Genomic DNA, 15,914 nt, shown 5'->3' with positions numbered 1-15,914 from the left:
GCTTGATCCTTACGCGTTCGCGAGCTCGGCGGCCTTGTCGGCGGCACCGTCCATGGTGTCGACCTGGGTCACCAGCGGGTGGTTCAGTTCGTTGAGGATGGCGCGGCCTTCGTCGACCTTGTTGCCGTCCAGACGCACCACGAGCGGCTTGGTGGCGTTGTCCCCGAGCAGCTCGAGGGCGCCCTTGATGCCATTGGCCACCGCGTCGCACGAGGTGATGCCGCCGAACACGTTGACGAACACGCTCTTGACCTGCTCGTCACCGAGGATGACGTCCAGGCCGTTGGCCATGACCTCGGCCGAGGCGCCGCCGCCGATGTCGAGGAAGTTGGCGGGCTTGACGTTGCCGTGCGCCTCGCCGGCGTAGGCGACGACGTCGAGGGTGCTCATGACGAGACCCGCGCCGTTGCCGATGATGCCGACCTCGCCGTCGAGCTTGACGTAGTTGAGGCCCTTCTCCTTGGCCTTCGCCTCGAGCGGGTCGGCCGCGGCCTTGTCCTCGAACTGCGCGTGGTCGGGGTGGCGGAAGTCGGCGTTCTCGTCCAGCGAGACCTTGCCGTCGAGGGCCTCGAGCTTGTCACCGGCCAGCCGCGCGAGCGGGTTGACCTCGACGAGCGTGGCGTCCTCTTCGACGAAGACCCTCCAGAGCGCGAGGATCGTGCCGACGGCCTGGTCGACGAGCTCGATCGGGAAGCGCGCGTCCGCGACGATCTCGCGGGCCTTCTGCTCGTCCACGCCGGTGCTGGCGTCGACGGGGATCTGGCGGACGGCGTCGGGGTTGGTCTTGGCGACCTCCTCGATCTCCACACCGCCCTCGACGCTGGCGATCGTCAGGTAGCTGCGGTTGGAGCGGTCGAGCAGGAAGGAGAAATAGTACTCCTCGACGATCTCGGCGGCGGGGACGATCAGGACCCGGTTGACCGTGAGTCCCTTGATCTCCATGCCAAGGATGTTGGACGCGTGCTCGCGGGCCTCGGCAGGCGTCTTGGCGAGCTTGACGCCTCCGGCCTTGCCACGGCCTCCGGCCTTGACCTGCGCCTTGACGACGACGGCGCCACCGATCTCCTGCGCCGCGGCCTCGGCCTCGTCGGCGGTGGTGACCACGGCGCCGAGCGTGACCGGCACATCGTGCTTGGCGAAGAGCTCCTTCGCCTGGTACTCCATCAAATCCACGGTGACAACCGTCCTTCGTCGAGTCAGTGGCGCTACTACGCGGAGCTGGCAGGCGCCCTTCGAGCCGTGCCGACTTTATCGGGCCGAGCACCCCAGTCCTGCGGCGGGGCCGTCTTTCGTCCCGGAACTGCGGGGCACCTCATGACGAGACCCGGACCTCGATGTCCTCGGCGCCGGCGCGTGCGAGGGCCGCCCTCACCGGCTCGGCTCCCATCGCGTCCACCACGATGGCGGCGACGTCCTCACCGATCGCGGCCGCGGCGACGGCCTCCGCCTGAACGCCCGCCCCGAGATAGACCACCTCGGCGCCCGTATCCCGCCATCGGCGCGCGGCGGCCGCGATCGCGTCCTCGTCATCACCCACTGCCCCGACGAGCAGCCGTTTCGCGGTCATGGCGCCAGCCTGCCATGCCGGTGTCGACCCTCCTGGAGCCGGACGAATATTTATCACTTCGTCTGAGAAGTTGAAAGAGGCAACCATTCATGCGCTAACCTCGATGGAGTTTGCTCGCCGACGTTACGGAGATTGTGTGAAGCCGACAGCGCCTCGCCGCACTGGGAGTCAGCAGACCCCACGCGGCGGCAAGCGAGTCGCCCCGAAGTCGAAGCGGTCGTTGAATCTTCGTGTGACCCCCGCCATCGCCGGCCTCGTCGCCGTGGCGTCCGCGGGCGTCGGCACGGTGGCCGCCGGCGGTCTCACCGATCAGGGTGCCCTCTCAGCGAGCCAGTACCAGACGATCAGCCAGTCCTATATCGGCGGAGCGGATCTCGGCAGCACCAACGGCACGGACATCAGCCGCAATTTCGATCGCCAGCGCTATGAAGAGCAGCGTTCCGATCAGCAGGAGCAGCTCGCGGTGATCGCCGAACAGCGCGATGCCGTAGAGCGCACGGTCGAGTCCTACTCCGAGCAGATCGCCAACCAGTGGGTCGTCCCGGTCGCGGGTTACCGGCTGACGGCGCGTTTCGGCCAGTCCAGCGGACTCTGGTCCAGCGGGAGCCACACCGGCCTCGATCTGGCCGGTCCCTCCGGATCCACGATCATCGCGGCCGCGAGCGGCACCGTGAAGTCGGCGGGCTATGAGGGCGCCTACGGCAACAAGACCGTCATCGTGCTCGACGACGGCACCGAGACGGAGATGTGGTACGCCCACCAGAGCCGGATCACCGTCGAGGCAGGTCAGACCGTCCGCGCCGGTGATGTCATCGGCTACACCGGATCGACCGGCAATGTGACCGGCCCGCACCTCCACCTCGAGGTCCGTCCCGGTGGTGGCGATCCGATCGATCCCATGACGGCCTTCGCCGACCACAGCGTCACGCTCTGAGTCAGCCCGATCGGGCATCGGCGACCGGTCGGCTATCGATCCGTCGTCCGTCTCCGGCCTCACGAGTGGTGCAATCTCGACCGCGAGTGGTGGATATTCGCCCCGGCTCCTAGGTTTCAGGGGCGAATCTGTACCACTCGCGGTCGCCGCGTGAGGAGCCGCGCCGCCTGCCGTCAGAGGCGGGCGTAGTCCGGGTGCTTGGGATCGAGGGCATCGCCGCTCGACGTCCCGGTGACCCGGCGCTTGACCCAGGGCCCGGCGTACTCGCGTACCCACTCCACATTCGCGGAGCGGCGCTCCGCACGTGACAGCGGCGGATGCTCGACGAGGGGCAGCGGCTCCAGGTCGTGCGGCACGCCGAGCGCGTCCAGGACCGCCATCGCCATGCGCTGGTGACCCGCGCTGGACATATGCATCCGGTCGATATCCCACAGGCGGTCGTCTCGGTAGTCACGCAGGCGCCAGAAGTCCACCAGGGTCGCCCCGTGCTGCTCGGCCAGTTCGCGGACGAGCTCGTTGTAGATGGCGAAACGTCCTCGCAGCGAGCCGAAGATCGGGAATCCGGCCGGATCGAAGGCGGTGAACAGCACGAGCCGGGCACCGGTTGAGGCCAGCTTGCCCAGGGCCGTGTCGTAGAGTCCCATGAGATCGTCGATGTCGACCTTGGGGCGCAGGATGTCGTTGGCCCCCGCGTAGATGGACACCAGATCCGGGGCGAGCTCGATCGCGAGATCGACCTGCTCGGCCACGATCGGGCCGAGCTTACGGCCGCGGATGGCCAGATTGGCGTAGCCGAAGTCCTCGGTGCGGGCACCGAGCACCTCGGCCACCCGGTCAGCCCAGCCGCGGACGCCGTTCGGCCGCGACGGGTCGGCATCCCCGACCCCCTCGGTGAAACTGTCCCCTACTGCCACGTAACGATGAAAAGACACGCCCTCCAGCATAGGACGGGCGACCGCATCAGCTGCGCGCCCTCACGGCACGAGGTCGGCGGGGGCGAAGCCGATCGCGAAGGGCTCAGCGACATCGAAGCGGTCGTCGCCGATCACCCGCGCGATCTGATGGTAAGCACCGTCCTCGAGCTTCCAGGCGGTGATCGAGGGCTCCTCGGGGTCCACCACCCAGTAATGCTGGCAGCCCGCGCGCTCCAGGCGCTCCTTCTTCAGCAGTAGATCGAAGCGCCGAGTGGACGGCGACAGCACCTCGATCGCCAGCAGCGGAGCCGTCGGAAGGTCCCGCTCGGTGAAAGCGTCTCGCGGGGCCACGAGCAGATCGGGCTGCAGGACCGTATCGGCGGCCAGGACGACATCGAAGGGCGCGAAAAGCACCTGCGCGTCCTCCGGCACGGCCGCATGCAGCAGCAGATGCAGCTCCCCCACGGCGAGCTGGTGAACGTATCGCGGCGCCGGACTCACGACGAGCACCCCGTCGAGCAGCTCATAGCGATGCCCGTCGTCGGGCATCGCGTCCAGGTCGTCGCGGGTGAACGGACGCCCCCGCGGCAGGCTCATCATCTCGGCTGCCATGACACTCATGGTAGGTCCTCTCGTCGCCCATGCCCCACAGTCAACGGCTGCGGGCCGACCTCGCCAAGGGTCTCGGGAAGGCCTGTGGAGAACCTCGCCGATGGCGGAACCTGTGGAGAAGGTCAGCGGCGGGGCAGGGTCGAGGATCCGCCGTAGAGCACGGTCAGCAGCTTCGCGAACAGACCCTCGGTCTTGCGGTCCCGGTCGAAGGTCGTGAGCGCCAGCGGCGGCTTCATCCGCTGCACCGTGACCGCCTTCGGGTAGGTGAACTCGCGCAGCCCGTCGGGTCCGTGGATACGGCCGAAGCCCGACTCCCCCACACCTCCGAACGGGAGCGTGGGAACGGCGGCGAAGGAGATCACCGAGTTAACCGAGGTCATGCCCGAACGGATGCGGCGCGCGATGCCCTCGGCGTTCTTGCGACCGAAGACCGCGCCCGCGAGCCCGTAGGCCGTCGCATTGGTGCGGTCCACCGCCTCGTCCATCGACGTCACGGGATTGACCACCAGCGTCGGCCCGAAGGTCTCCTGGGTCACGGCGAGGGAGTCCTCGGGGACGTGGGTGATGATGGTGGGCTGCACATAACGCTCACCGACGGCATCGTCACCGCCGAGCACCACGGAGCCCCCGCGGGCGATCGCGTCCTCGATGTGCTCGCGGATGATGCCGAGCTGCGAGGGCATCGTGGCCGGACCGTACAGGCCTCCGTCGTCGTACCCCGGGCGCACCGCCCGTGCGCGATCCAGCAGCTCGTCCATGAAGGGGTCGAAGACGCGTTCATGGACATAGACGCGCTCGGTGCCGATGCAGGTCTGACCGGCATTCGACATGCCACCCCACAAGGCCGCCTCGGCCGCCGCGGACAGGTCGGCGTCCTCGTCGACGATGAGAGCGTCCTTACCGCCGGCCTCGATCACCACCGGCGTCAGGGTCTCGGCGCATGCGGCCATCACCTTGCGACCCGTGGCGGCCGAGCCGGTGAACGCGAGCTTGTCCACCCCCGATCGGCACAGCGCGTTGCCGGTCTCTCCGAAGCCCGTCACGAGCTGCAGCACGGGTGCTCCCTGGGCCACCTCTGTGAAGGTGTCGACGAGCCATCGCCCGACGCCCGGGGTGTACTCGCTGGGCTTGAACACCACGGCATTGCCCGCCGCGAGGGCGTAGGCGATCGAGCCCATGGGCGTGAACACCGGATAGTTCCAGGGACCGATCACACCGATGACCCCCAACGGTTTGTACTCGACCGTCGAGACCTGATTGGCCATCAGCAGTCCCGAGCCGACCTTCTGGCGTCCGAGCACCTTCGGCGCGTGCTTAGCCGCCCAGTCGATGTGGTCGACGGCGAGGCCTGCCTCGAGTAGAGCGTCGCCGTGGGGCTTGCCGGTCTCGCGGTGGACGAGGTCGGCGATCTGCTGGATCCGGCGGGTGAGCACGCTGCGCCATTGCAGCAGCAGCTCGCGCCTGCCGGCGAAGCCGATCTCGTCCCACCACGCCGCGGCGTGCTGGGCAAGGGCGACCGCCTCGCGCACCTGCTCGTCCGAATCGATCGGGTAGGTGCCGACGACGTCACCCGTCGCGGGGTTCAGCGAATCGAAGACCTCGCTGGTGTGCTCGCTCATGTGCCACTCCTGATGAGGTCGGCCGCCTTCTCGGCGATCATGACGGTGGGGGCATGGGTGTTGCCGCGCACGACGCGGGGCATGACGGAGGCATCGACCACCCGCAGACCCTCCACTCCGTTGACCCGGAGCCGCGGGTCGACCACACTGTCGCCGCCCGAGCCCATCGCACAGGTGGACGTCGGGTGATAGAGCGTCTGGCCGAGCCGGGCGATCACCTCGATGAGATCGTCATCGGACGGGGCGGTGGTCGAGGGCTCGACCGGTGCCCGCAGGTATCGCGCGAACGGGCCCTGCCAGACGATATCGAAGACCCGCCGGAACCCTCCGACCATCGCGTCGAGATCCCGGCGGTCGGTGAAGTAGCCCGGATCGATCTCCGGATGCCAGTGCGGATCTGCCGATCGTAGCCGCAGCCGGCCACGGCTGTGGATGTCGACGAGGGTCGGCGCGACGGTGACCATGCGGCGGACCGGCTCGTGGATGCCGTTGTGATAGAAGCCGGTCGGCGCGAGGTGGATCTGGATATCGGGGTGCTCCAGCCCCTCGTGGCTGGCGAAGAAGGCTCCCGCCTCGCCCACATTGGAGACCAGCGGTCCGCGGCGTGTGGTCTGCCAGCGCGCGAGATTGCCGAGGGTCTGCGCCTCGGCGAGGTCGCTCGTGTCCTGGGTCTCGATGAGCGTCCCCGCCACCGGATGATCCTGCAGCCCCTCTCCGACTCCGGGTGAGTCGACGATGACCTCGATATCGTGCTCGCGCAGATGGTCGCCCGGACCGATGCCCGAGAGCATGAGCACCTGGGGGCTGTTGATCGCCCCGCCGCACAGCAGCACCTCGGCCTCAGCGCGTACCCGCTCGGTGACGCCGAGGCGCTCGTACTCGACACCGGTGGCTCGCGGACCCGCGCCGTTGATCAGGATGCGCGTCACGAAGGCCTCGGTGCGGATCGTCAGGTTCCGCCGTGGCCGGGCGGGACGGATGTAGGCGTCGGCGACCGACCAGCGGCGGCCCCGATGGTGCGTGACCTGGTACTGGCCGGCTCCGTCCTGCGTCAGGCCGTTGAAGTCCTCGGTGCGCGCGAGACCCGCCCTCGCGGCCGACTCGACGAAGGCCTCGCTGAGCTCGTGCGTGAAGCGCCGGTCCTCGACCCGCAGCGGCCCGCTAGTGCCGTGGAAGGGACCGGACAGCCGGGCATTGGACTCGCTGCGCACGAAGTACGGCAGCACGTCCTCGTAACCCCAGCCCTCGGCACCGAAGTCGTCGCGCCAGCCGTCGTAGTCGGCGCGGTTGCCGCGGATGTAGATCATCGCGTTCATCGACGAGCATCCGCCGAGGGCCTTCATCCGTGGCCAGTCCGCGCGACGCCCGGCCAGGTGCTCTTGGGGAGTCGTCCAGTAGTTCCAGTCCCAGCGCGTCTTGAACAGGGACGAGAATCCGGCGGGGATCCGGATCATGTCGTCATCATCCTCGGGCCCCGCCTCGAGCAGCAGCACGCGAACCGTCGGGTCCTCGGTGAGCCGCGCGGCGAGCACACCCCCGGCGCTCCCCGACCCCACGACGATGTAGTCGAAGGTCTCCTCTGCCATCACGGCTCCTCACTCGTCAAGCGGTGAGGTTCACCGTAGACGGGAGTGATCCGTGACACAAGCAGTGTCACGGTCGGGATGGTCAGCGGCGCAGCTCGGTCAGCTCGAAGGTCACGTCGAGGGGTTCGGCGAGGGTCACCCGTTCCCCGTGCGTCCACGTGCCGGTCTCCGTATAGACATCGTCACCCCGCTGGAGGACGTAGGCGGTGAGTACCAGTCGCGGCTCGATGTCGATCCTCCAGTAGCCCCCGATGCCGGCCGCGGCGTACTGAGCGGGCTTAAGGACGCGATCGGTCGTGACCGAGCTCGGGGAGACGATCTCGACGGCCAGGACGATTTCCTGCGGTGTCAAGGCCGGCCCGTCCCACAGGTCGACACCCGGTGCGGCGACCAGCACATCGGGCTGGCGGCTGTTGTGCGGATCGAAGATCACATCGCTCGCCGCGACCACCCGCCCGGCGAATCCCAGCCGGTCGAGCAAAGCCACCAGCCGCGCGGACACCAGTTGATGGCGAGGAGCGGGAGCGGGATTCACGACGAACTTCCCGTCGACCAGCTCCACCGGTACCGTCGACTCCGGTAGATCGTCGACCGTCCACGGCCCCGGACCTGCGGGCAGCACCACCGACATCGCGCTCTCCTCGTCTCCTGGCCAGTATCCCACGCGTGAACCCCACGCAACCAGCTTCGGCGGACCCGGGAGACCTGTCCATCGCCCGTTGCGCCACCTGTGGACAACGCATTCGCCCCGCGGGCAGGGTGGGAGCCATGCGGGTTCCCGTTCTCCGGCGACGAGCGGCGGCGGAGATCGTCGCCGCCGTCACGGTGGGCGTGTTATCGGGGTGCTGCGCGGCGATCGCCTATGCGGGCGAGGTCCGCATCGAGGCCCCTGCTGGGACCTTCGACGAGGTGACGGAGATTTCGTCTCCGCCTCTGCCCACCGGGGTGTGAGGAGCCAGCGTCGGTGGAGCTGCATCGCGTCGCACGCGACTCCTTCATCGACGCCGAATGCGGTGATCCCACGAAATGTCAGGCGCACCGCCTCGATCGCGAGGGGTCGATCGCGCTATCGATCGTGGCCACGGAGCACGAGCCGCTGGACTACGAGATTGCGCTGATCCATACCGACGGCACCCGGCGTACCGAGGCGGGAACCGCCGCCAGCCAGAAGCGGACGATAGGTTTCCCGTGCCCCCAGCGAGTCACCGATACGGTGATCGAGCTCGCCTGACCCTGGTCGTCCACAGCCGGCAGGTGTCGCCGAGTTCATCCACAGCCGGCCGCATAGCCCTTCCACCTCGTCGGCGGGCCTGCCTAGTGTCGGCCTCAGTACTGGTGCCGAGGCCGACGTGTCGGTCAGAATGAGGAGATGAGCGCTGTGAACGACCCCCAGGTATGGACCCTCATCGGCGTCTTCACCACGATCATGCTCGGTGCCATGACCCTCATGACCGTCCAGATCAACCGCACCATCGCCGCGTCCATCAACGGCCTGCGTGGCGAGATGATCGGCCGGTTCGACGGTGTCCACGGCCGGATCGACGGTGTCCACCACCGCATCGACGGTGTCCACCACCGCATCGACGGCCTACACAGCGAGATGAACGCCCGCTTCGACACCATGGACACCAAGTTCGAGCACCTCGACCGCGACGTCACCGCCCTCAGCCGGCACATCTGGAGAGACACCACCGGCGATTGACACGCGATCAGGCCTGCCCGAAGCGCGCCTCAGGTCGCAGCAGGGCCGGGACCTCGCCATCCAGCACGGTAGCCGCCAGCTCCCGGCCGAGGGCGGGAGCGTGCTTGAACAGATTGTGTCCCGCGAGGAACGCGATGTCCCCGGCGGTCCAGACCGCGACGCCGTCGTCCCCCCAGGGAAGCCGGGTCGCCCAGCAGTGCACGTAACCGACCGGATCAGGATCGAGGCCGGGAAGGGCCCGCTTCACATAGGCGATCACCCGCTCGACATGCGCCGCGAGACCGTCCGGGGCCAGCATTGCGCCGTCCTCGGCCGTCGGCACGTCCTCGGCGAGACCCACGCCGTAGGCCGAGCGATCCGGATAGGCGGCCGCATAGACGCCCGCCTCCCCGAAGGCACCGCTCGTGTCCTGAAGGGTCGCGAGCGATCCGATGAGCGCGCGCGGCGCGAACGAGACCCGCACGTGAGCGCGGGTCTCCACCGGCAGCGAGAGTCCCGCACCGCGGGCCAGCGCCTGCGTGCCCCGCCCTGCTGCCACGACGGCGGCATCGTGGCTCCGGCAGCCGTTCGCGGTGCGCACCTCCGCCCCTCCGCCGGCCAGCGGACACACGCTCAACACCACATCGCCCACCAAACCGTCACCCACCGCGGACGTCAGCGACGAGATCACCCGGATGGTGTCGATGGATCCACCGGACCTGTCCACCAGACCAGGACCCTCGTAGGCCGCGAGCACGGGAAGCCGTTCCTCGAGGATTCTCGCGTCCGCGACCGATGCCTCGATGCCCTCGCGCTCGGCCAAGGCGGCGAGCATCGAGGGTGCAACGGGGCCCAGCGCGAGAGCACCGTCCGCAGCGATCAACGGCGCCCCGAACTCGTCCTCCCAGCGCCGCCACGCCTTTCGCGACTCCACCGCATAGTCGATCATGCGCGGGTCGGCGTGGGCATGCCGGAAGATGCGCGAGGAACCGGCCGACTGGCCGTGTCCCGGCTGCCCCGACTCGTAGACCGTGACCGACGCACCGCGCCGTCGTAGCTCGTGGGCGGCGGCGAGGCCGACGATCCCGGCCCCGACCACCGCGATATCGGGTGAACCCATGCCCCGACGTTAACCGCTCCGCCGTTACTTCGGCGTCAGGGCGTCATCCTGTCCAGAGCTTCGCGCGCCGAGCGCACGCAGGCCTCGGCGAGTGCTCGGCGATCCTCCCGGGACACCGGCACCTCCAGGACACGGATACCGCGAGCCTCCTCTGTCAGCGCGGCCGGCAGCGCGGCGGCGCTGACACGCTCGTAGGCGATGCCGTACCCCGCGCACAGCTCCGCGATACGGGCGCCGGTCGGGGTGGCGTAGACACGCTCGAAGGCGACGGCGTAGTCCGCGGAGCCTTGTTCGAGGGTCGCGAAGATGCTGCCCCCGTCGTCAGAGACCACCACGATCGTCAGGTCCGGGCGGGGCTCAGCCGGACCGATCAATAACCCGTTGCTGCCGTGCAGGAAGGTGAGGTCGCCGACCACCCCCAGTGCCTTCCGGTCCGGCCACGCGAGCGCCGCGCCGATCGCGGTGGACAGGGCGCCATCGATACCCGCCAGGCCGCGATTCGCGAGCACCCGACGGGGCGGCCGGGCTGGATCGCCGACCAGGTCCAGGTCGCGTACCGGGTTGGAGGAGCCGATGAACAGCAGCCCGTCGGCGGCCGCGCTCCACGCCGCCTGGGCGATCTTGAAGACCTCGGCGGAGGGGAGACCGGCGCGGACTCTCCTGTCGGCCTCCTGCCACGCGTCCAGCCAGTCATCGGCCGGTCGTCCGATCGTCTCGACGGACTCGGCGAAGATCACTCGCTCGCCCGCGGGGACCGGGAACGTCGACTGATCGCCGACATGCACGATGTCCACATCCGAGCGGCTCAGCAGAGCCGTCACGGATCGCGAGAGCGTCGCGTGCCCGAAGGACACCACCCGCTCGATGCGCGGAGCGAAGTGGTCCAGCAGGAGTCGATACGTCGCGATGGCCGATTCCCCACGCCGCGCTCCGGAGCTGGGATCGGCCAGGAGCGGCCAGCCACCGCTCTCGGCGAGAAGCGCTGCGCCGTCGCCGGCCCCGTCGCCGGCGAGGACGACCGTCCGGGGCCCGGGGTCCACCACCGTGACCGCCGGCACGGGTGTCTCGACACTTCGGCGGAAGGGGGTGAACCGCCATTGCATCGGCTCGATGAGCGGTTGGTCGAGCTCGAGGTTGAGGTGGCAGGGTCCGTCCTCGCCCCAGCCAGCGGCCAGTTCGGCGACTCCCTCGACGAACCGGATATGAGGGAAGATCCGACGCTGGTCGGTGGTCTGATTGGCTCCAGTGCCTCGCAGACGGCCGGGGCGATCGGCTGTCACCGCGAGGACGGGCGCACACGCGTGGAGCGCCTCCAGTAACGCCGGGTGCAGATTGGCGACCGCCGTTCCCGAGGTCGTGACCACCGGTACCGGGAGTCCAGTCGCCTTCGCCAGCCCGAGCGCGAGGAACCCGGCCTCGCGCTCGTCGACGCGCACGTGCAGCCGAAGGAGGCCCTGCTCATCGGCAGCGTGCAGCGCCAGCGCGAGAGGCCCCGAACGTGAGCCGGGAGCCAGAACGGCCTCCGTCGTGCCGCGGGCGAGCAACTCGTCCACGAGATCACGCGCGATGTCGACCGCTCGCGGCGATGTCATTCCTCGAGCTCCTCGCGCACGGCCTCGAGACGCAGCTGCCATCGTTCGTCGATGTCCTCGGGCGCGGCGACGCGGGCAAAGGCTCGCTCGTCGAGTTCGGGTCGGATGACCGGCAGGCAGCCGTCGACCGGGTGCAACGGTTCCGTCACGACGTCACCGGCCAGCAGCGAGGTCGTGGCGAGACCGCAGGCGAAAGGCAGGTCCGGTAGCGCGGCCGCAAGCGCGATCCCCGCCGCCAGTCCAATGGAGGTCTCGACGGCGCTGGACACCACGACGGGCATGTCGATCTGCTCGGCGATCCGATAACAGGCGTGGATGCCGCCGAGTGGCTGCACCTTCAGGACGGCGATATCCGCGGCCTCCAGGTCGCGGACGCGGAACGGGTCGCCGGATCGGCGGATCGACTCGTCCGCGGCGATCGGGACCTCGACCTTCTTGCGCACCTCGGCGAGCTCCTTGGCGGTGGCGCAGGGTTGCTCGACGTACTCGAGTCCGCGCGCCGCCTTGTCGAGCTTGCGGATCGCCTTGACTGCTTCGCCCACCTCCCAGCCGCCGTTGGCGTCGATGCGCAGGTGGCCGCCGAGTGGCAGCGCGTCGCGCACCGCCTCCACCCGGGCGATGTCGTCGGCCAGGCACTGGCCCCCTTCGGCGACCTTGACCTTAGCGGTCCGGCAGGTGCTGCCGAGCACGATGCGGGCCGCGTGGTCGGGGTCGACGGCCGGCACGGTGATGTTGACGGGCACCCGGTCGCGGACCCGATCGGGCCAGGGACGATTGGCCGAGTCGAGCGCCGCCTGGTACCAGGGGACGCATTCCACGGCGCTGTAGTCGAGGAACGGACTGAACTCCGCCCAGCCGACCTCACCGCGCACGACCATCCCCTCGCGGCGGTTCACTCCGCGAAAGGTCGTCGGCATGGTGATCGTGAAGGTCCGAAACTGCACCCGACGACCATAGCGAGTTCCCGCTACGGTGATAGACATGGCTGCCATTGCGATCGTCGGAGGTCACGGAAAGATCTCCCGCCACCTGATTCCCTTGCTCGTCGATGCCGGGCACACGCCGGTCGCGCTGATCCGCGACCCGCAGCAGGCCGATGACCTGACCCCGCTGGGCGCGCGCACGCGCCTGCTCGACATCGAGAATGCCGAGAGCGATGACTTCGCGGAGGCCTTCGAGGGCTGCGCGGCGGTCGTGTTCGCCGCCGGCGGCGGCCCCGACGGCAATATCGAGCGCAAGAAGAGTGTCGATCTGGGCGGGTCGCTGAAGTCGATCGAGGCCGCGCAGAAGGTCGGCATCGATCGATTCCTCCAGGTCTCGGCCATCGGCATCGACGAGGACCCGCCGGAGGACTCCGGCGATGTCTGGAAGGCCTACGTCCAGGCCAAGCGCGACGCCGATGCCGCGCTGCGGGCGAGCTCGTTGCGCTGGACCATCATCCGACCCGGTGCCCTCACCGATGACGAGCCGACCGGGCGCGTGCTCCTGGGCCCGCAGGTCGAGCGGGGTGAGATCCCCCGCGCCGACGTGGCTGCTGTGCTCGCCGCCGTGCTCGACGACAACCGCACGTCGGGTCGTCAGTGGGAACTGGTGAGCGGGCCGGGCTCGATCCACGAGGCGGTCACCGCGGCCCTCTCCAGCTGAGCGCCCGCCGGGCCCCTCAGGACGCGGCGTCCTGGGGGGCCGGACGGCGGACGAAGAGGCACACCACGATCAGCACCAGCGACAGCGCACCGGCCACCCGGAAGGCCGCGACGACACCGTCGGCGACCGCCTGGGGATCCTCCAGGCCGCCCGAACCTCCGCCGGTCGCCACGACCGACATGATCGAGACCAGCATCGCGGCTCCCGCCGCGCCGGCGACCTGCTGGAACGTGCCCAGCGTCGCCGACCCGTGCGAGTAGAGCGGAGCCGGCACAGATCCCAGTCCGCTGGTCATGACCGGCGTGAAGGTGGCGGCCAGACCGACGTTGATCGCGATCTGGGAGACCATCAGCCACCACATCGGGGTGTCGACGCCGACCGTCGTCAACATCCAGATGCCGATGGCGACCAGGATCGTGCCGGGCAGGGTGAGCGGTCGCGGTCCGTAGGCGTCGTAGAGACGTCCGACGATCGGACCCGCCAGGCCCATCAGGATGCCGCCGGGCAACGTGAGCAGGCCCGTCTGCGCGGCACTGAGGCCGAGGGACTGCTGCGCGAAGTACGGCACCAGGATGATGGCGCCCATGAGGGTCGCGAAGCCCACGGTCATCGCGATCATCGCGATGGTGAACTGGCTGGAGCCGAAGACGCGCAGATCGAGAAGGGCGCGGTTCTCGCGAGAGACCGCGATCTGCCGCACGACGAAGGCGATCACCGCGATGACGCCGACGGTCAGCGCGAGCCACACAGGCACGGGTCCGCCGCCGGAGGACTTGCCGAGTGCCGAGAGCCCGTAGACGACGCCGCCGAAACCGACGATCGCGAGCGGGATCGAGAGCAGGTCGACCCGCTTGTCCGAGCGCTCACCGACCTCCACGACATAGCGGGCACCGAGCACGAGCGCGAGCACGGCGATCGGTGCCACCAGGCCGAAGATCCAGCGCCAGCCGAAGTGATCAAGGATCACGCCCGACACCGTGGGACCGAGCGCGGGCGCGACGGAGATGACGATGGTGATGTTGCCCATCATCACGCCACGGCGCTCGACCGGGACGATCGTGAGGATCGTCGTCATCAGCAACGGCATCATGATCGCGGTGCCGGAGGCCTGGATCACCCGCGCCATCAGCAGCACCGCGAATCCCGGCGCGAAGAAGGCGACCACGGTGCCGACGGTGAACAGTCCCATCGCGGTGATGAACAGCGTCCGAGTGCCGATCCGCTCGATGAGGAATCCGGTGAGCGGGATGATGACGCCCATCGTCAGCAGGAAGGCCGTCGTCAGCCACTGCCCGACGCTCGGCTCAACCCCGAGATCCTCCTGCAGGACCGGCAGGGCGACGCTCATGACGGTCTCATTGAGGATCACCACGAAGCTCGCGACCAGCAGCACGCCGATGAGGATCAGGTGCTCGCGGGCGAGCTTGGGGGCGGCCTGGGAGGCGGGCGCGGACATCGAGGAACCCCGTTCAACTGGATGGGAGACGAAAGAAGCCGGCGCAAGGCCGACCTTCCTACGATACTCTCCCGGTCAAGCGCCTCGGGCGGCGATCTCCTTCACGGCCAGCCGGTCGAGCTTGCCCCCGGGCAGCAGCGGCAGGGCTTCGGCGATCACGCGCTCACGCGGCGCCCAGGACCGTGGATGCCCGGCCGCCTCGACGGCATCGCGCAGCTCCTGAAGCCCCGCCGACCCCACCACGACCGCGACGACCTTCGTGCCCCACTCGTCATCGGGGACCCCGGTCACGGCGACATCCACGACACCGGAAACGCCTCGCACTGCCTCGGTGACCGCGGGGAGCGGCACGTTGACACCACCGGACACGACGATCTCATCGGCTCTACCGATGATCCGCAGGCGGCCGTCGGTGATCTCACCGAGGTCGGCGGTGGTGAACCACTCACCGACGCGCCTCGCGTCGCCGTAGCCGTCGAAGAGCATCGGCCCGGCGAGCTCGACACGGCCATCGGCGGAGATCCGCATCCGGACCCCTTCGAGCGGGACGCCGTCGTAGACGCACCCACCGGCCGTCTCGCTCATGCCGTAGGTGCGCACGATGCGGATGCCGAGGGTGTCCGCGCGCCGTACCAGATCGGCCGGCGCGGCGGCACCTCCGAGCAGGACCGCATCGAGGCCGGCGAGCGCCGCCGCCTCATCGGAGGCGAGCAGACGGAACAGCTGGGTAGGCACGAACGAGGCGTAGCGTCGTCCGGCGGTCATGGCCTCGATCGCGAGCGGTATCGACGCGTGGTCCTCGGCGATCACCGGTTCCTGGCCGGCGAGGATCGAGCGGACGAGCACCTGCAGTCCGCCCACGGCGGTCGGCGGCAATGCGCTGATCCACTGACCCGGGCCGCCCAAGCGCTCCAGACTGGCACGGGCCGAAGCGACGACCGCCGCATGTGAGAGCGTCACGTCCTTCGGGGTTCCGGTGCTCCCGGAGGTCCGCACCACGATCGAGTCGCCGCCATCGCGCACCCACTCGGCCAAGAGCGGATAGAGCTCACGGGCCGGGCCGGACACGGGGCGCAGGGAGGCGTTCATCCCGACCCAGCCTAGAACCCACCCAGCAGCGGTAGCCCAGCAACCTTTCGCGGCTTCCAGCGGTACGTCCCTCAACCTCACGAACCCGACGTGACGTCGA

General features: G+C 69.1%; 17 protein-coding genes. 5 read left to right on the top strand and 12 right to left on the bottom strand.

Going from position 1 to position 15,914, the window contains the following annotated elements; translation table 11 throughout:
- Positions 1 to 9 precede the first annotated feature (9 nt).
- The gene (sucC, locus tag FNM00_RS01550) at positions 10 to 1,173 is read right to left on the bottom strand and encodes an ADP-forming succinate--CoA ligase subunit beta (protein WP_143911253.1); all 1,164 of its coding nucleotides are present in this window, start codon (positions 1,171 to 1,173) and stop codon (positions 10 to 12) included.
- Positions 1,174 to 1,312: 139 nt separating this feature from the next.
- On the bottom strand, positions 1,313 to 1,567 hold the full coding sequence (locus FNM00_RS01545) for a hypothetical protein (protein WP_143911252.1): 255 nt from the start codon (positions 1,565 to 1,567) through the stop codon (positions 1,313 to 1,315).
- Between the two features lie 232 nt (positions 1,568 to 1,799).
- Here FNM00_RS01545 and FNM00_RS01540 point away from each other — a divergent pair, with 232 nt between their 5' ends.
- A complete protein-coding gene (locus FNM00_RS01540; protein ID WP_205196693.1) occupies positions 1,800 to 2,501 on the top strand; it encodes a M23 family metallopeptidase in 702 nt (233 codons plus the stop codon).
- Between the two features lie 173 nt (positions 2,502 to 2,674).
- Here FNM00_RS01540 and FNM00_RS01535 read toward each other — a convergent pair whose 3' ends face one another.
- The 5 genes from FNM00_RS01535 to FNM00_RS01515 all read right to left on the bottom strand — a co-directional run bounded on the left by FNM00_RS01535 (position 2,675) and on the right by FNM00_RS01515 (position 7,896).
- Entirely contained in the window at positions 2,675 to 3,433 is a 759-nt protein-coding gene (locus FNM00_RS01535; RefSeq protein WP_221933540.1) for an SGNH/GDSL hydrolase family protein, read from the bottom strand.
- A 42-nt stretch (positions 3,434 to 3,475) separates the two neighbouring features.
- The gene (locus FNM00_RS01530; protein ID WP_342778530.1) at positions 3,476 to 4,027 is read right to left on the bottom strand and encodes a Uma2 family endonuclease; all 552 of its coding nucleotides are present in this window, start codon (positions 4,025 to 4,027) and stop codon (positions 3,476 to 3,478) included.
- A 122-nt stretch (positions 4,028 to 4,149) separates the two neighbouring features.
- Entirely contained in the window at positions 4,150 to 5,646 is a 1,497-nt protein-coding gene (locus FNM00_RS01525) for an aldehyde dehydrogenase family protein (protein ID WP_143911248.1), read from the bottom strand.
- Positions 5,643 to 7,232: a GMC family oxidoreductase gene (locus FNM00_RS01520; RefSeq protein ID WP_221933539.1), complete on the bottom strand. Its 1,590-nt coding sequence runs from the start codon at positions 7,230 to 7,232 to the stop codon at positions 5,643 to 5,645. Before FNM00_RS01520 ends, FNM00_RS01525 begins: the two co-directional genes overlap by 4 nt.
- An 82-nt stretch (positions 7,233 to 7,314) precedes the next feature.
- The gene (locus FNM00_RS01515) at positions 7,315 to 7,896 is read right to left on the bottom strand and encodes a Uma2 family endonuclease (RefSeq protein WP_143911246.1); all 582 of its coding nucleotides are present in this window, start codon (positions 7,894 to 7,896) and stop codon (positions 7,315 to 7,317) included.
- Between the two features lie 104 nt (positions 7,897 to 8,000).
- On the opposite strand from FNM00_RS01515, the gene FNM00_RS01510 reads away from it, so the two are divergent.
- The 3 genes from FNM00_RS01510 to FNM00_RS01500 all read left to right on the top strand — a co-directional run bounded on the left by FNM00_RS01510 (position 8,001) and on the right by FNM00_RS01500 (position 8,934).
- Complete coding sequence (locus FNM00_RS01510; RefSeq protein WP_143911245.1) at positions 8,001 to 8,183, top strand: hypothetical protein; 183 nt, start codon at positions 8,001 to 8,003, stop codon at positions 8,181 to 8,183.
- 13 nt (positions 8,184 to 8,196) lie between these two features.
- Positions 8,197 to 8,463 carry a hypothetical protein gene (locus FNM00_RS01505; RefSeq protein ID WP_143911244.1) on the top strand — a complete coding sequence of 89 codons (267 nt, stop codon included), beginning with the start codon at positions 8,197 to 8,199 and terminating at the stop codon, positions 8,461 to 8,463.
- A gap of 138 nt (positions 8,464 to 8,601) precedes the next feature.
- Positions 8,602 to 8,934 carry a hypothetical protein gene (locus FNM00_RS01500; RefSeq protein WP_143911243.1) on the top strand — a complete coding sequence of 111 codons (333 nt, stop codon included), beginning with the start codon at positions 8,602 to 8,604 and terminating at the stop codon, positions 8,932 to 8,934.
- Between the two features lie 7 nt (positions 8,935 to 8,941).
- On the opposite strand, the gene FNM00_RS01495 is transcribed toward FNM00_RS01500, so the two are convergent.
- Genes FNM00_RS01495 through FNM00_RS01485 form a run of 3 tightly spaced genes read right to left on the bottom strand, consistent with a single transcriptional unit; the run spans position 8,942 to position 12,569 of the window.
- Positions 8,942 to 10,033: an NAD(P)/FAD-dependent oxidoreductase gene (locus FNM00_RS01495; RefSeq protein ID WP_143911242.1), complete on the bottom strand. Its 1,092-nt coding sequence runs from the start codon at positions 10,031 to 10,033 to the stop codon at positions 8,942 to 8,944.
- 35 nt (positions 10,034 to 10,068) lie between these two features.
- Positions 10,069 to 11,625, bottom strand: coding sequence for a 2-succinyl-5-enolpyruvyl-6-hydroxy-3-cyclohexene-1-carboxylate synthase (gene menD / locus FNM00_RS01490; protein ID WP_143911241.1), 1,557 nt, complete (start codon positions 11,623 to 11,625; stop codon positions 10,069 to 10,071).
- Positions 11,622 to 12,569, bottom strand: coding sequence for an o-succinylbenzoate synthase (locus FNM00_RS01485; protein WP_143911240.1), 948 nt, complete (start codon positions 12,567 to 12,569; stop codon positions 11,622 to 11,624). The genes menD and FNM00_RS01485 overlap by 4 nt, the downstream gene beginning before the upstream one ends.
- Positions 12,570 to 12,606: 37 nt before the next feature.
- Between FNM00_RS01485 and FNM00_RS01480 the strand changes: the two genes are divergently transcribed.
- Complete coding sequence (locus tag FNM00_RS01480; protein ID WP_143911239.1) at positions 12,607 to 13,269, top strand: SDR family oxidoreductase; 663 nt, start codon at positions 12,607 to 12,609, stop codon at positions 13,267 to 13,269.
- Between the two features lie 16 nt (positions 13,270 to 13,285).
- On the opposite strand, the gene FNM00_RS01475 is transcribed toward FNM00_RS01480, so the two are convergent.
- Together FNM00_RS01475 and FNM00_RS01470 are read right to left on the bottom strand one after the other, a co-directional pair.
- A complete protein-coding gene (locus FNM00_RS01475; protein ID WP_143911238.1) occupies positions 13,286 to 14,725 on the bottom strand; it encodes an MDR family MFS transporter in 1,440 nt (479 codons plus the stop codon).
- 75 nt (positions 14,726 to 14,800) lie between these two features.
- A complete protein-coding gene (locus FNM00_RS01470; protein ID WP_143911237.1) occupies positions 14,801 to 15,814 on the bottom strand; it encodes an AMP-binding protein in 1,014 nt (337 codons plus the stop codon).
- Positions 15,815 to 15,914 lie beyond the last annotated feature (100 nt).

It is taken from the genome of Aeromicrobium piscarium, assembly GCF_007421815.1.
Taxonomy (GTDB): Bacteria; Actinomycetota; Actinomycetes; order Propionibacteriales; family Nocardioidaceae; genus Aeromicrobium; species Aeromicrobium piscarium.
This window is presented reverse-complemented; position numbering and strand designations above follow the sequence as displayed.

Excerpts from the sequence above, each read along its gene's own strand:
- FNM00_RS01545 (WP_143911252.1), bottom strand. The coding sequence starts at position 1,567 with ATGACCGCGAAACGGCTGCTCGTCGGGGCAGTGGGTGATGACGAGGAC.
- FNM00_RS01530 (WP_342778530.1), bottom strand. The coding sequence starts at position 4,027 with ATGGCAGCCGAGATGATGAGCCTGCCGCGGGGGCGTCCGTTCACCCGC.
- FNM00_RS01525 (WP_143911248.1), bottom strand. The coding sequence starts at position 5,646 with ATGAGCGAGCACACCAGCGAGGTCTTCGATTCGCTGAACCCCGCGACG.
- FNM00_RS01520 (WP_221933539.1), bottom strand. The coding sequence starts at position 7,232 with ATGGCAGAGGAGACCTTCGACTACATCGTCGTGGGGTCGGGGAGCGCC.
- FNM00_RS01510 (WP_143911245.1), top strand. The coding sequence starts at position 8,001 with ATGCGGGTTCCCGTTCTCCGGCGACGAGCGGCGGCGGAGATCGTCGCC.
- FNM00_RS01500 (WP_143911243.1), top strand. The coding sequence starts at position 8,602 with ATGAGCGCTGTGAACGACCCCCAGGTATGGACCCTCATCGGCGTCTTC.
- FNM00_RS01495 (WP_143911242.1), bottom strand. The coding sequence starts at position 10,033 with ATGGGTTCACCCGATATCGCGGTGGTCGGGGCCGGGATCGTCGGCCTC.
- menD (WP_143911241.1), bottom strand. The coding sequence starts at position 11,625 with ATGACATCGCCGCGAGCGGTCGACATCGCGCGTGATCTCGTGGACGAG.
- FNM00_RS01480 (WP_143911239.1), top strand. The coding sequence starts at position 12,607 with ATGGCTGCCATTGCGATCGTCGGAGGTCACGGAAAGATCTCCCGCCAC.
- FNM00_RS01475 (WP_143911238.1), bottom strand. The coding sequence starts at position 14,725 with ATGTCCGCGCCCGCCTCCCAGGCCGCCCCCAAGCTCGCCCGCGAGCAC.
- FNM00_RS01470 (WP_143911237.1), bottom strand. The coding sequence starts at position 15,814 with ATGAACGCCTCCCTGCGCCCCGTGTCCGGCCCGGCCCGTGAGCTCTAT.